This is a genomic window from Streptomyces platensis (assembly GCF_008704855.1).
GTDB classification, from domain to species: domain Bacteria; phylum Actinomycetota; class Actinomycetes; order Streptomycetales; family Streptomycetaceae; genus Streptomyces; species Streptomyces platensis.
On record NZ_CP023691.1, the window covers coordinates 6,050,055 to 6,064,037 of the forward strand.

8 protein-coding genes are annotated in these 13,983 nt (G+C 72.0%); 2 read left to right on the forward strand and 6 right to left on the reverse strand.

All coding sequences use genetic code 11. From position 1 onward, the window contains the following. Window positions 1-72 precede the first annotated feature (72 nt). Window positions 73-1,479 (forward strand): cation:dicarboxylate symporter family transporter, encoded by a 1,407-nt coding sequence (locus CP981_RS26970; protein ID WP_085922981.1) that lies wholly within the window; start codon window positions 73-75, stop codon window positions 1,477-1,479. Between the two features lie 296 nt (window positions 1,480-1,775). Here CP981_RS26970 and glgB read toward each other — a convergent pair whose 3' ends face one another. The 6 genes from glgB to CP981_RS27000 all read right to left on the reverse strand — a co-directional run bounded on the left by glgB (window position 1,776) and on the right by CP981_RS27000 (window position 13,090). After that, the gene (gene glgB, locus CP981_RS26975; RefSeq protein ID WP_244329798.1) at window positions 1,776-4,259 is read right to left on the reverse strand and encodes a 1,4-alpha-glucan branching enzyme; all 2,484 of its coding nucleotides are present in this window, start codon (window positions 4,257-4,259) and stop codon (window positions 1,776-1,778) included. A 159-nt stretch (window positions 4,260-4,418) separates the two neighbouring features. After that, window positions 4,419-5,927, reverse strand: a complete 1,509-nt coding sequence (locus CP981_RS26980) for a maltokinase N-terminal cap-like domain-containing protein (RefSeq protein WP_085922982.1) — start codon at window positions 5,925-5,927, stop codon at window positions 4,419-4,421. A gap of 387 nt (window positions 5,928-6,314) precedes the next feature. Further along, window positions 6,315-8,033, reverse strand: coding sequence for a maltose alpha-D-glucosyltransferase (treS, locus tag CP981_RS26985; RefSeq protein WP_085922983.1), 1,719 nt, complete (start codon window positions 8,031-8,033; stop codon window positions 6,315-6,317). Further along, complete coding sequence (locus CP981_RS26990; protein WP_085922984.1) at window positions 8,030-10,033, reverse strand: alpha-1,4-glucan--maltose-1-phosphate maltosyltransferase; 2,004 nt, start codon at window positions 10,031-10,033, stop codon at window positions 8,030-8,032. Before CP981_RS26990 ends, treS begins: the two co-directional genes overlap by 4 nt. 802 nt (window positions 10,034-10,835) lie before the next feature. Then, entirely contained in the window at window positions 10,836-12,404 is a 1,569-nt protein-coding gene (locus CP981_RS26995; protein ID WP_244329799.1) for a sensor histidine kinase, read from the reverse strand. Next, window positions 12,401-13,090: a response regulator gene (locus CP981_RS27000; RefSeq protein WP_085922985.1), complete on the reverse strand. Its 690-nt coding sequence runs from the start codon at window positions 13,088-13,090 to the stop codon at window positions 12,401-12,403. The genes CP981_RS26995 and CP981_RS27000 overlap by 4 nt, the downstream gene beginning before the upstream one ends. Before the next feature lie 167 nt (window positions 13,091-13,257). Here CP981_RS27000 and CP981_RS27005 point away from each other — a divergent pair, with 167 nt between their 5' ends. Continuing rightward, the gene (locus CP981_RS27005; protein ID WP_085922986.1) at window positions 13,258-13,857 is read left to right on the forward strand and encodes a hypothetical protein; all 600 of its coding nucleotides are present in this window, start codon (window positions 13,258-13,260) and stop codon (window positions 13,855-13,857) included. The last annotated feature ends 126 nt before the right edge of the window (window positions 13,858-13,983 follow it).

Here is a 13,983-nt window from a genome sequence, read left to right on the forward strand (position 1 = left end):
TGCATAGTCACCGGAACTTGTGGTGTGACAGCGCCGCAGATCAGCGCACAGCCGTAGACCGAGGAGGCAGCCGTGGCTGCACAGACCCCGCCGCGTGGGGGCACCACCGAGGAGACCGCGCCCGTGAAGCGGGACCGGACCCATTTCCTCTACATCGCCGTGATCGGGGCGGTGCTGCTCGGCATCGTCGTGGGCTTCGCCGCGCCCGGTGTCGCCGTCCAGCTCAAGCCGCTCGGCACCGGGTTCGTGAACCTGATCAAGATGATGATCTCGCCGGTCATCTTCTGCACCATCGTGCTGGGGGTCGGCTCGGTGCGGAAGGCCGCCAAGGTCGGTGCGGTCGGCGGACTGGCCCTCGGCTACTTCATGGTGATGTCCACCGTCGCGCTCGCCATCGGCCTGGTCGTCGGCAACCTGCTGGACCCCGGCTCCGGCCTCCACCTGACCGAGACCGTCAAGCACGCCGGACACGCCCAGACCGAGGGCGGCGGCGAGTCGCTGCCCGATTTCCTGCTCGGCATGATCCCCAAGACGCTGGTCTCCGCCTTCACCCAGGGCGAGGTGCTCCAGACGCTGCTGGTGGCGCTGCTCGTCGGCTTCGGTCTCCAGGCGCTGGGCTCGGCGGGCGAGCCGGTGCTGCGCGGTGTCGGGCACCTCCAGAAGCTGGTCTTCCGGGTCCTGGCCATGATCATGTGGGCGGCGCCGGTGGGTGCCTTCGGCGCCATCGCGGCGGTGGTCGGCGAGACCGGCCTGGACGCGCTGAAGTCCCTCGCCGTCATCATGGTCGGCTTCTACGTCACCTGTCTGCTGTTCGTGATCGTGGTGCTCGGCGCGCTGCTCCGGCTGGTCGCGGGCGTCAACATCTTCCTGCTGCTGAAGTACCTCGGCCGGGAATTCCTGCTGATCCTGTCCACCTCCTCCTCGGAGTCGGCGCTGCCCCGGCTGATCGCGAAGATGGAGCACCTGGGCGTCAGCAAGCCGGTGGTCGGCATCACCGTCCCCACCGGCTACAGCTTCAACCTCGACGGCACCGCCATCTACCTGACGATGTCCTCGCTGTTCGTGGCCGAGGCGATGGGCAAGCCACTCCCGCTCGGGCAGCAGATCTCGCTGCTGGTGTTCATGGTCATCGCGTCGAAGGGGGCGGCCGGCGTCACCGGCGCGGGCCTGGCGACGCTGGCCGGCGGTCTCCAGTCGCACCGCCCCGAACTGGTCGACGGTGTCGGCCTGATCGTCGGTATCGACCGCTTCATGAGCGAGGCGCGCGCCCTGACCAACTTCGCCGGCAACGCGGTGGCCACCGTGCTCATCGGTACCTGGACCAAGGAGATCGACAAGAGCCGGGTGGCCGAAGTGCTCGCCGGACAGGTGCCGTTCGACGAGAAGACGCCGGCCGTCGACGCGCACCCGCAGCCGGCCGCCGCGCCGGTCGTCACGCCGCGGGACGGCGGCGCGGAGAAGGAGTCCGCCAAGGTCTGACCCCGGGCCTCAGGAGGGGAGAAGGGGCGGGTGCCGGACACGGCACCCGCCCCTTCGGCGCACCCCGCCGCCATCGCCCTCAACTACCGCTCCGACCTGCGCGTTTCCTGGCCGCGGAGGGATTGTCAGTGCCCCCTGGCACCATGCAGATGACAGGGAGAACGCGGTCGGCCGGCGCCGGCCGCGCGGGGGTACGAACAAGGAGGAACGGGCCATAGCGACGTGGGGGACGGATCTGTACGGCGGGGGAGTCGCAGCAGTGGCAGCAGGGTCCGACAACCATCAGCCGTGAGGGATCAGGACGGTCGTAGCCAGAGGGTGGCCAAGGGGGGAAGCACCAGGGCGAGGGAGGCGGAGCGGCCGTTCCAGGGAGTGGGTTCGGCCTTCAGGATGCCGGGGTTGCCGACGCCGCTGCCGCCGTAGCGCGGGTCATCGGTGTTGAGAACCTCGCGCCAGGCGGGGAGACGGTCGGGGACACCGAGCCGGTAGGCCCGGCGGACGACGGGGGAGAAGTTGGTGACCGAGATCAGCGGGGAATCGTCGGCGGCGAAGCGCAGGAAGGGGAAGACATTGTCCTCGCTCGCCTCGCCGTCGATCCAGGAGAAACCGGCCGGGTCGGTGTCGCGCTCCCACAGCGCGGGCGTGGCGGCGTAATGACGGTTCAGCTCGCGCACGAGATCGCGTACGCCCCGGTGGTCCGGCTCCGCCTCGTACGAGGAGTCGAGCAGCCACCAGTCCGGTCCATGACTCTCCGCCCACTCCGCGCCCTGGGCGAACTCCTGCCCCATGAAGAGGAGTTGCTTACCGGGGTGGGCCCACATGAAGCCGAGGTAGGCCCGGTGGCCGGCGCGCTGCTGCCACCAGTCACCGGGCATCTTCGACACCAGGGCGCGCTTGCCGTGCACCACCTCGTCATGGGAGATCGGCAGCACATAGTTCTCGGAGTAGGCGTAGATCATGGAGAAGGTCATCTCGCCGTGGTGGTACTTCCGGTGCACCGGATCCTTGGAGACATAGCCGAGGGAGTCGTGCATCCAGCCCATGTTCCACTTCAGGCCGAAGCCCAGACCGCCGAAGCCGCCGGGCCCGGCATGGTGCGTGGCGCGGGTGACGCCGTCCCAGGCCGTGGACTCCTCGGCGATGGTGACGACGCCGGGGCAGCGGCGGTAGACCGTCGCGTTCATCTCCTGGAGGAAGGCGACCGCATCGAGGTTCTCCCGGCCACCGTGCTCATTCGGTGTCCAGCCGCCGTCCTCGCGGGAGTAGTCGAGATAGAGCATCGAGGCGACGGCGTCCACCCGGAGACCGTCGATATGGAACTCCTCGCACCAGTAGACGGCGTTGGCGACCAGGAAGTTACGGACCTCGGTACGGCCGTAGTCGAACTCCAGGGTCCCCCAGTCCGGGTGCGCGGCCCGTGCCGGATCCTGCGGCTCGTAGAGCGGGCGCCCGTCGAACTCCGCCAGCGCCCAGTCATCGCGCGGGAAGTGCGCCGGCACCCAGTCCATCAGCACCCCGATGCCGGCCCGGTGCAGCGCGTCGATCAGGAACCGGAAGTCGTCCGGGGTGCCCATCCGCGCGGTGGGCGCGTAGAACCCGGTCACCTGATAGCCCCAGGAGCCACCGAAGGGATGCTCGGAGACCGGCATGAACTCGACGTGGGTGAAGCCCAGGTCCTTGACGTAACCGGGGAGCTGCGCGGCCAGCCGGCGGTAGGTCAGGCCGGGGCGCCAGGAGGGGAGATGCACCTCGTAGACGGAGAACGGGGCCTCGTGCACGGGCCGCGCGCCGCGCCGGGCCATCCAGTCGGCGTCGTTCCAGTGGTAGTGCGACGCCTCCACGATCGAGGCGGTGGCCGGCGGACACTCGGTCCGCCGGGCCATCGGGTCGGCACGCACCGTCCGGGAGCCGTCCGGCCGGGTGATCTCGAACTTGTACAGCTCGCCCTCGCCGAGGCCCGGGAGGAAGAGCTCCCAGACCCCGGACGAGCCGAGCGAGCGCATCGGGAAGCCGGTGCCGTCCCAGTAGTTGAAGTCGCCGACGACCCGGACGCCCTGGGCGTTCGGGGCCCAGACCGTGAATCGGGTGCCGGTCACGCCCTGGTGCTCCATGATCCGCGCGCCGAGCGCCTGCCACAGCTGCTCGTGCCGGCCCTCACCGAACAGATGCAGATCCAGCTCGCCGAGGGCGGGCAGAAAGCGATACGGGTCCTGCACGGTCACGGTGTGGTCGCCGTAGTCGACCAGCAGCTCGTAGTCCGGGACGGTGCGCAGCGGCAGTACCCCGGCGAACAGCCCGTCCCCCTCGGCCGGCAGATCGGCCCGCAGCCCCTTCGCCAGGACGGTGACGCCCTTCGCATACGGCCGCAGGACCCGCAGGAGCAGCCCGCCGCGTACGGGATGGGCGCCGAGCAGCCCGTGCGGATCGTGATGGGCACCGCCCAGCAGCCGGCCGCGGTCCTCGTCGGACAGCGGTGCGGCGGCCCGCACCCCGTGGCTGCCCTTCGGCTGCTCCGTCCTGGGCGGGCCCGCGGGCCCGCCGGTCCGGCCGGGCGCCGCGGCCGGGTCCCGGAGGCCGGCCGGCCGGGCGGCGAAGGTGGGACCGGCGGTGTTCCCACCGCTCGTCGCGGCGCCGCCGGCCGCCGTCCGGGGCGCGGCCGTGTGGCCGGGCCGTCCCGCCGCGCTGCCGTAGGCCGTACCCGGGGCGGGCGCGGTGCCGGGAGGAGTGCCGGGAGGGGTGGGGCGGGACGCCGGAGATCCCGAGGTGGGTGAGGCAGCCATTCCGGCCGCATCGGTGGCGGGTGACGGAGGGCCGGCGGGGGGTCCGGCGGAATGGGCGGGCGTGGGGCGGGCGGTCACGAGAGGGCCTCCTCGGGGCGGGGCAGCGGTCGGGTCTCGGGGGCGGACGGGCGGCGGTGCGGCGGTTCGGCTGCGGCCCCCTCACCCCCGGCCGTCGGGTCCGGCGGCGCGGGACGGGCCGGTCCCGTCCATGCCCGCGGCCCGCTCCCCGCCCGCCGCCAGGCGCCGGATGGCGGCCATCGGGACGGCCAGCCAGTCGGGCCGGTGCCGGGCCTCGTAGAGCACTTCGTAGACGGCTTTGTCGGTCTCATAGGCGCGCATCAGTTCGGGCGCGGAGCGCGGATCGAGCCCGCCGGCCTCCGCATAGCCGAGGCAGTAGGCGTCCCGGGTGCGCCGCGCCCACTCCAGCGACCAGGGGTCGCCGCCCGCCGGCCCGCTGCGCGCGGCGTAGTCGAAGGAGCGCAGCATCGCCGCGACATCGCGCACCGCGGGCTGCGGCCGGCGCCGCTCGGCGAGCGGGCGGGCCGGTTCGCCCTCGAAGTCGATCAGCGACCAGCGGCCCTCGTCGGCGGAGCGCAGCGCCTGGCCCAGGTGCAGATCGCCGTGGATGCGCTGGGCGGCCCAGCTGCGGCCGTCGTGGCCGATCGCGGCCAGCGCGTCGAAGGCGGTACGCAGCCGGGCCCGGTAGGGCTGGAGCACGGGCACGGCGCGGGCGGTGGCCGTCAGCCGCTCGGTCATCTGGGCGGCGATCACCTCCAGCTGCGGGCGGCGCAGCTCGGTGGTCGGCAGCGTCTGGGCGAGCGCGGTGTGCACCTCGGCGGTGGCATGGCCGAGCGCCCGCGCCGAGCCGGTGAAGTCGGCGCGTACGGCCAGCGCGTTCAGCGCCAGCTGCCAGCCGTCCGCCGAACCCGGCAGGAAGGGCTGGAGCACACCCAGCGTGGTCGGCTCGCCGCCCTCGTCGGGGGCCGCCGACTCGAACCAAGCCGCGGGCGCGGGCACCCGAGCGCACTTGGCGTCCGCGAGCGCGCGCGGCAGCTCCAGGTCCGGGTTGATGCCCGGTTCGACCCGCCGGAAGACCTTCAGGATGAACGAATCGCCGTAGACGATCGAGGAGTTGGACTGCTCGACGGCGATCGGCCGGCCCGGCAGCCCGGTGGGGATGTCGGCATCGGGCTCCCGGCAGAAGCGCAGCGCGCCGAGCCGGCCCGGGACCCGCAGCCGCTCCAGCAGCAGCCCGCACAGCCGGCTGTCGAGCAGTGCGTCATAGACGGTGCGGCCGCGCAGTGGTCCGCCGCCGGGGCGCCCGATCACGGCGGGCGCCAGCTGGGGCGGCGGCGCCGGGTGCACCCCCAGCAGAAGCTGGTAGCGGTCGCCGCCGGCCGGTGTCCGGCTCGGTGGTGCGCTCTGCTGGGCGCGGACGAGCAGTTGCAGCAGGCCCGGTGCGGTGCCGTCGCCGGTGCACGGCAGCAGCTCGGTCGCCGAGAGCAGGGTGAAGCCGGTGACCAGCCGCCCCTTGCCGGCGAACCAGCGCTGGCGGGGCACCCAGTCGGCGAGCAGAGGGACCAGCGAGGACAGCAGATCGGGGGCGGAGACGAGCGGGCGGCGATCAGGGGTGTTGCGGGTGGCACGGGTCGAGGCGGTGTCCGACATGGCGTCGCGTCCTTTCCCCGGGCACACGACATATAGGACGAAGTGTCCCGGAATGCGGCCTTGACTGTGCGGCGGCGCGGTGGGGGTACCCCCAGACGGAGTCCCGGGGCTCGGCCGTGTCCGCAAGGTCCCGTCCGGCTCGCGCGGATGACGGGACCTTGCGGACACGCCCGAGCGGGCGGGAGCGTCCGTGTGGCAGCGGTCTTCCGGCGTGCGCTGTTCCGCTGCGCGGCGGGCCCCTCCCGAGCCGGGGGACCGGCGGTGGCTCACCCGGCCCGTGCGGTAAAAGGGAGACTGCCCGAACGAAAGGTCAAAAAACGCCCGTACGTGCCGGGTGGCCGCGTACGGGCGTCTTTCCGGCGCCCGTGCCCGGTCAGGGCACCGGCGCTAACCGGAATTTCTGCGCAGCCGGAACCAATAGAAGCCGTGGCCGGCGAGGGTCAGCAGATACGGCAGCTCCCCGATGGCGGGGAAGCGGACGCCGCCGATGAGTTCCACCGGATGGCGGCCGCTGAACGACCGCAGGTCCAGCTCCGTGGGCTGGGCGAAGCGCGAGAAGTTGTGCACGCACAGCACCAGGTCGTCATCCGCGCCGCCGGTGCCCGGCGCCGCCCGCAGGAAGGCCAGCACCGCCGGGTTCGTGGAGGACAGCTCGGTGTAGCTGCCGAGCCCGAACGCCGGATTCTGCTTACGGATCTCGATCATCCGCCGGGTCCAGTGCAGCAGCGAGGAGGGCGAACTCATCGCGGCCTCGACATTGGTGACCTGGTAGCCGTAGACGGGATCCATGATGGTCGGCAGGAAGAGCCGGCCCGGGTCGCAGGAGGAGAAGCCGGCGTTGCGGTCCGGCGTCCACTGCATCGGGGTGCGCACCGCGTCCCGGTCGCCGAGCCAGATGTTGTCACCCATGCCGATCTCGTCGCCGTAATAGAGGATCGGCGAACCCGGCAGGGACAGCAGCAGGGCCGTGAAGAGCTCGATCTGATTGCGGTCGTTGTCGAGCAGCGTGGCCAGCCGCCGGCGAATGCCGATATTGGCCCGCATCCGCGGATCCTTGGCGTACTCCGCGTACATGTAGTCGCGCTCTTCGTCCGTGACCATTTCGAGGGTCAGCTCGTCGTGGTTGCGCAGGAAGATGCCCCACTGGCAGCCGGACGGAATCGCCGGGGTCTTGGCGAGGATTTCCGAGACCGGATAGCGCGATTCGCGGCGTACCGCCATGAAGATGCGCGGCATGACCGGGAAGTGGAAGGCCATATGGCATTCGTCGCCGCCGACGCCGTAATCACCGAAGTAGTCGACGACATCCTCCGGCCACTGATTGGCCTCGGCCAGCAGCACGGTGTCCGGGTAATGCGCGTCGATTTCCGCCCGGACCCGCTTGAGGAAGGCGTGCGAGGCGGGGAGATTCTCGCAGTTGGTGCCCTCCTCGGCGTAGAGGTACGGCACCGCGTCCAGCCGGAAACCGTCGATCCCCAGATCGAGCCAGAAACGCAGGGCGGAGATCATCTCTTCCTGGACCGCCGGGTTCTCGTAGTTGAGATCCGGCTGGTGGGAGAAGAAGCGGTGCCAGTAGTACTGCTTGCGGACCGGGTCAAAGGTCCAGTTGGAGGCCTCGGTGTCGACGAAGATGATGCGGGCGTCGGCGTACTGCTTGTCGTCGTCGGCCCAGACGTAATAGTCGCCGTACGGCCCCTCGGGGTCCGTGCGCGATTCCTGGAACCACGGGTGCTGGTCGCTGGTGTGGTTCATCACCATGTCGATGATGACCCGCATACCGCGGTGGTGTGCGGCGTCCACGAATTCCACGAAATCGGCCAGGTCACCGAATTCGGGGAGCACCGCGGTGTAGTCGGCGACATCGTAACCGCCGTCCCGCAGCGGGGATTTGAAGAACGGCGGCAGCCAGAGGCAGTCCACCCCCAGCCATTGCAGATAGTCGAGCTTGGCCGTGATGCCCTTGAGGTCGCCGATGCCGTCGCCATTGCTGTCCTGGAAAGAGCGCACCAGGACTTCGTAGAAAACGGCCCGTTTGAACCAGTCGGGATCGCGGTCCTTCGCCGGGGTGTCCTCGAATGTGTCGGGGACAGGCTCATTGACGATCAATTGGGTGACCCTCCGATCGGTGAGGACGGTCGCAGCGACAGCACATGGGCGGGCGCGAGTGAGCGGCCCGGCTCCAGGCGCACATAGTTGTCCCTGCCCCAGTGGTAGGTGTCGCCGGTGAGCTCGTCGCGCACCGGAAAGGACTCGTGCCGGCCGAGGCCGAGTTCCGGCATGTCCAACGACACCGTCGCCTCGTGGGTGTGGTGCGGGTCGAGGTTGACCACCGTGAGCACCGTGTCGGCGCGGTCGCCGTTCCCCTCGCGCTTGGAGTAGGCGAGGACGGCCTCGTTGTCGACGTGGTGGAAATGCAGCTGGCGCAGCTGCTGAAGGGCAGGGTGCCGGCGGCGGATGCGGTTGAGCGTGGTGATCAGGGGGGCGATGGTGCGTCCCTCCCGGGCCGCCGCATCCCAGTCGCGCGGCCTGAGTTGGTACTTCTCCGAGTCCAGGTACTCCTCGCTGCCGCGGCGTACCGGCGTCGACTCGCAGAGCTCATATCCGGCGTAGACACCCCAGGTGGGGGACAGGGTGGCGGCCAGTACGGCGCGTACCTCGAAGGCGGGGCGGCCGCCCTCCTGGAGGTAGGCGTGCAGGATGTCGGGGGTGTTCACAAAGAAATTGGGCCGCAGGTAGCAGGCGCTCTCGCCGGTCAGTTCGGTGAGGTAGTCGGTCAGCTCCTGCTTGGTGTTACGCCAGGTGAAGTAGGTGTACGACTGGTGGAAGCCGATCTGCGCGAGGGTGTGCAGCATGGCCGGGCGGGTGAACGCCTCGGCGAGGAAGAGCACGTCCGGATCGGTGCGGTTGATGTCGCCGATCACCTTCTCCCAGAAGGCCACCGGCTTGGTGTGGGGATTGTCCACCCGGAAGATCCGGACGCCCTTGGCCATCCAGAAGCGCAGTACGCGTTCGGTCTCGCGGACCAGCCCCCGGAAGTCGGTGTCGAAGGCCAGGGGGTAGATGTCCTGGTACTTCTTCGGCGGGTTCTCGGCGTAGGCGATCGAGCCGTCCGCGCGGTGGTGGAACCACTGGGGGTGCAGGGTGACCCAGGGGTGGTCCGGGGAGCACTGGAGCGCGAAGTCCAGGGCGACCTCCATCCGCAGGTCACGGGCGGTGCGGACGAAGTGTGCGAAGTCGTCGAAGGTGCCCAGGTCCGGGTGGAGGGCGTCATGGCCGCCGGCCGGTGAGCCGATGGCCCAGGGGGAGCCGACATCGTCCGGGCCGGCGGTGAGCGCGTTGTTGGGGCCCTTGCGGAAGGCGGTGCCGATGGGGTGGACGGGCGGGAGATAGACCACGTCGAAGCCCATGGCGGCGACGGCCGGCAGCCGGTCGGCGGCGGTGCGCAGGGTGCCGCTGACGGCCGTGCCGTCCGGGGTGACGGCGGCGCCCTCGGAGCGCGGGAAGAGCTCGTACCACGAGCCGTACAGGGCCCGCCGGCGCTCGACGACCAGCGGCATCGGACGCGAGACGGTGAGCAGTTCGCGCAGCGGATGGCGGGCCAGCGCCTCGGTGACCTGCGGGGCGAGCGCCGCGGCCAGCCGGGCCGCGGCGGGCCGCCCGGCGTCGCGCAGCGCGTCCACGGCGGCGAGCACCGCCTCACGGCCGTCGCTCTTGGGGACCTCCGCGGCCGCCCGCTCATGGAGCTCGGCGCCCTCGGCGAGCATCAGCTCGGTGTCGATCCCCGCCGGGATCTTGATGGCGGCATGCCGCCGCCAGGTGGTGACCGGATCGGACCAGGCCTCGACGGTGAACGTCCAGCGGCCCTCGATGCCGGGGGTGACCTCGGCGCTCCACCGGTCGGAGCCGGGTGCCCGCTCCTGCATCGGCGTCCAGGGGCCGCAGCGCCCGGCCGGATTGCGCAGCACCACATTCGCCGCGACGGCGTCATGCCCTTCGCGGAAGACGGTGGCCGAGACCTCGAAGGTCTCACCCACCACGGCCTTCGCCGGGCGGCGGCCGCAATCGATCTGCGGGCGGATGTCCAGAACAGGAATGCGACCGATCATTGGGCTCACCTGGGCTTGTGATGCTTTGCGGGGTTTTGTCCTTTGTATCCGCTCCACGGCAGGCGGACGGGGTGCGGGCATGGGCGCTCCTGTCCGCTTTCACTCGGCTGGCGGATGGCACGGCGGGGCGGATCGGTGCTTTCCCGGCCCCGGCCGGTGGTTCCCCCGATGGATCCGGTGCGGGTGGGCCAAGCGGGTGCCGGGTGGGCCCGGGGGACCCTGCCCCGGGTGACGACCGGGACGTCCGGCGGGCCGGGCCGCACCGGTCGCTCACCACGCGCCCGCCATGACCCGGCGGGCACTTTCCCGCCCCCGCGCGGGCGACTGCGGCGCTGCGCTGACACGGTCGGCGTTCGCCTCCTCAACTCGGTCTGATCACAGCGGAGTTGCGGTGTGCGGATGTCCGGTGCCGCGCCGGGGCCCCTCGGCGCCACACCGCAGCCTCTCTCCAGGAGGGAGTCCGTACAAGAGCGCATGAGGGGGTGGAATCAGCCATATCGGCGGACGGGGCGGTAGGGGGCGAGAGGGGCGCCGGGGTGGAGCCGGGAGGGGAAGTCGCCTGTGGTGGAGGTGAGTTGACGGGGTCGGTCCGGTGGCGTACGGCATGGCGCCGGTCGCGACCCGCCCTAGGCCCTGTCGTCAAACTCCCGCCTGCCCCGCGACGCCTGGCACGCACGCTCGCTGCGTTGTCGGATCGTCCACGTAGACCCACTACGAGGACGACCCTCCGCCTTGCGAGCGCACGCACCAGACGCCGCGGGACCTGCCCTTCGGGCAGACGACGGGAGTTTGACGACAGGGCCTAGCGGTCCCGCCGGTGCACCACGCTCTTCTTGACCAGCCGCTCGTCGTCGGTGAAGCAGAGCTGGTAGGCGGAGTCGGAGCGGGGGTGGACGCTGTAGTAGAGGCAGGTCCAGTCGTGCGGGGGTGGCGGGGTGCCGTCCGGCGGGGCGTCCAGGGCGAAGAACGGCAGCTCGGACTCCACCCGGGAGCGGTCGGCGCCGAGACGGAGCGCCGTGTAGCGCTTTCGCTCCAGCACCGTCCAGGACGGGCTGACCAGGTGGTAGACGCTGCTCAGCAGCACCAGGGCCGCCAGCAGCGCCACCGGGGCCGCCACCATCTGCCGGAGCCGGCGCCGCACCTGCCGCTGGGCGTACGCCAACTCCCGCTGGGACGCGGTGGGTTCGGGGCGGGCGAGAGACTCCGGGAGGGCGCCGCCGGCGGTCGGCAGCCGGGCCGAGACCGTGAAACCGCCCTCCGGGTCGGGACCGGCCCGCAGCGCGCCGCCGGCCAGCCGCACCCGCTCGTCCAGTCCCACCAGCCCACTGCCGCCGGAGACCGGCCCGGCCCCTGGACCGGCCGTTCCCGCGGTGCTGTCCACCGTGACCTGCACCTGCCCGGCGGCCCGTCCGATCCGCACCCGGACGGCCGCGCCGGGGGCGTGTTTGGCGGCATTGGTCAGGGACTCCTGGACGACGCGGTGCAGGGCGTGTCCGGTCATGGCCGGAAGCGTGCCGGTCCCGGTGCCCTCCGCCTGCTCCAGAGTCACCGTCATCCCGGACGCGCGCGCCCGGTCCACCAGCCCCGCCACGCTCTCGTCGGCCGGTACCCGGGGCGCGCTCTCGTCATCCGTGCGCAGGACGCCGATGATCTCCCGCAGCCGTTCGGTCGCCGTCCCGGCCGCGGCGCGCAGCTCACCGGCCGCCGCCTGCCGGTCCGCGTCCAGCCGCGGATCGACCTCCAGCGCCCCGGCCCGCAGGGCGATCAGTGCCAGGTCATGGCCGAGGGAGTCATGCATGTCGCCGGCGATCCGGGCGCGTTCGCGCAGCCGGGTGCGGTCGGCGACGGCCTGCTGTTCGCGCTCCATCCGCTCGGCGAGCTGCCAGCCCGTACGGGCGAGTTCGGCGTACTGCCGGCGGTAGCGGCCCAGCAGCCACGGCAGCACCACATTGAGCAGCAGCGTCAACAGCAGCGAGAACCACGGCCACACCGTGCGGCCCACCACGGCGGCCAGCGGCAGCCCGCCGGCCGCCACGGCGGAGAAGAACCACAGCGCGGAGCGGGCCCGGGACAGCCGGACCCCGGCCAGATAGCCGAACGCCGCCAGCGCGGCGCAGTACCCGGTGGTGAACAGATCCAGCGAGATCACCAGGCTCGGCGCGACCGGCAGCGCCAGCGCCGTCAGCGGACTGCGCCGGCGCACCAGCACGCAGACGCCGAGCAGCGGGAAGGCGGCCGCGGTGGCCCACCGCTGGGCGCCGTCGAGGGAGGCGACGACGAGCGCCGGCGGACCGCACAGCGCGAGCCAGAGTCCCAGCGCGGGGGCGTGGGCGCGCAGCCGCCGGGCGTCCGGCCGCTTCCACCGCGTCATGACGCCGGGACCAGGCCCGCCTCGTACGCGAGGATGGCCGCCTGGACTCGGTTACGGAAGCCCAGCCGGGCGAGGATCGCGCTGACATGCGCCTTGACGGTGCCCTCGACCAGGAACAGCCGCTGGGCGATCTCCGCGTTGGACAGCCCGGCGCCGACCAGCCCGAGCACCTCGCGCTCCCGCCCGGTCAGCTCGGCGACCCGGGCGCGGGCGGCCGCCCCGCGGCCCAACTGCCCGCCTCCCAGGTGCGAGATGACGCGCCGGGCGACGGACGGGGAGAGACAGGAGCCGCCCTCGGCGACGGCCCGGACCCCGGCGATCAGCTCCCGCGGATCGCCGGACTTGAGGAGGAAGCCGGCCGCGCCCGAGCCGAGGGAACCGGCGATGTACTCGTCCTCGGAGAACGTCGTCAGCATCACGACGGCGGTGGCGGGCAGTGCCCTGGCCAGCTCAGCGGCGACCCCGAGGCCGTCCAGCCGCGGCATCCGGATGTCCAGCAGACAGACGTCGGGCCGGTGCCGGAGCGCCTGATCGACCGTCTCGCGGCCGTCGGCGGCCTCCGCGACGACCTCGATATCGGGCGCCGTGCCGAGGATCGCGCGCACACCGGCCCGCATCAACGGCTCGTCGTCGGCGAGGAGGACCCTGGTACGGCTGACGGGCGGGCCGCCGCGGGACTCAGTCATACCGTCAGACTAAGCGGCGGGAACGGGGCTCCGGCCTGCCCGGGCCGCGCTGCCGCGGGGTGCGTTCTCCCCCAACCGGGCGGGGTCCCGGGCCCGTCCGGCACGGTGCCGGGGCCGACGCCGGGCGGTGCCGGATGCTGAGGGTCACCGACCCGCAGGAGAGGCCCGTGAACCAGCCCGGTCCGCACGGCACCCGGGAACCGGCACGCCCCGGCGCCGGCCAGGCCACCGGCGGTGAAGCCGGGGTCATCGGCATCGCGCTCGCCGCCGTGCTGACGGCCGCTCTCGCGCAGGGCTCCTGGCAGTGGTTCGCCACCTACGTCGGGGTGACGCTGCTCGCGGTGGTCTGCTCCTTCTACGCGCTGCCGGCCTGGACGCCCGGGCTGCGCACCGCGTATGTGCGGAAACTGGTCGCGTTCGCGCTGACCGTCGGTCTGTGCGTCGCGATCACACTGGCGCCGATGCTCCAGCGCTGGGCGTGGCTGTTTCCGATGGAGGGGACCCGTAGCGGGTGCGGTGAACTGGGCAGATACGAAAGCCTCCGGGCGGAGGCCGAGCTGGCGCAGCTGACCGGTCGCGACCGGCCCGCGCTGGCCCGTGCGCAGCAGGCCCGCAGTCATGTGGCCGTCGCCGACTGCCTGTCAGCCACGACCACCCTCTGGCTGCCACTGTACGGGGCTGGGGCGGCGGTGCTGGTGGGTGCGGGTGCGTGGACCTACAGCCGGGCCCGTGCGCGGAAGGAGAGCGGGCCGGCGGAGTCCGGGTAGCCGGGCGCCGACCTTCTCGCGGCACTTGGGCCGGTCGGCCGCATCCGGGCCCACAACGCGCGAAGGCGGTGCCCGGAGGATCTCCGGACACCGCCCGCTCCGGGGTCACATCACCCCGGGACGATC

What these genes read in the sequence shown, in the direction of transcription:
- glgB (WP_244329798.1), bottom strand. Translation starts at nt 4,259, where the DNA reads ATGGCTGCCTCACCCACCTCGGGATCTCCGGCGTCCCGCCCCACCCCT.
- CP981_RS26980 (WP_085922982.1), bottom strand. Translation starts at nt 5,927, where the DNA reads ATGTCGGACACCGCCTCGACCCGTGCCACCCGCAACACCCCTGATCGC.
- CP981_RS26990 (WP_085922984.1), bottom strand. Translation starts at nt 10,033, where the DNA reads ATGATCGGTCGCATTCCTGTTCTGGACATCCGCCCGCAGATCGATTGC.
- CP981_RS27000 (WP_085922985.1), bottom strand. Translation starts at nt 13,090, where the DNA reads ATGACTGAGTCCCGCGGCGGCCCGCCCGTCAGCCGTACCAGGGTCCTC.
- CP981_RS26995 (WP_244329799.1), bottom strand. Translation starts at nt 12,404, where the DNA reads ATGACGCGGTGGAAGCGGCCGGACGCCCGGCGGCTGCGCGCCCACGCC.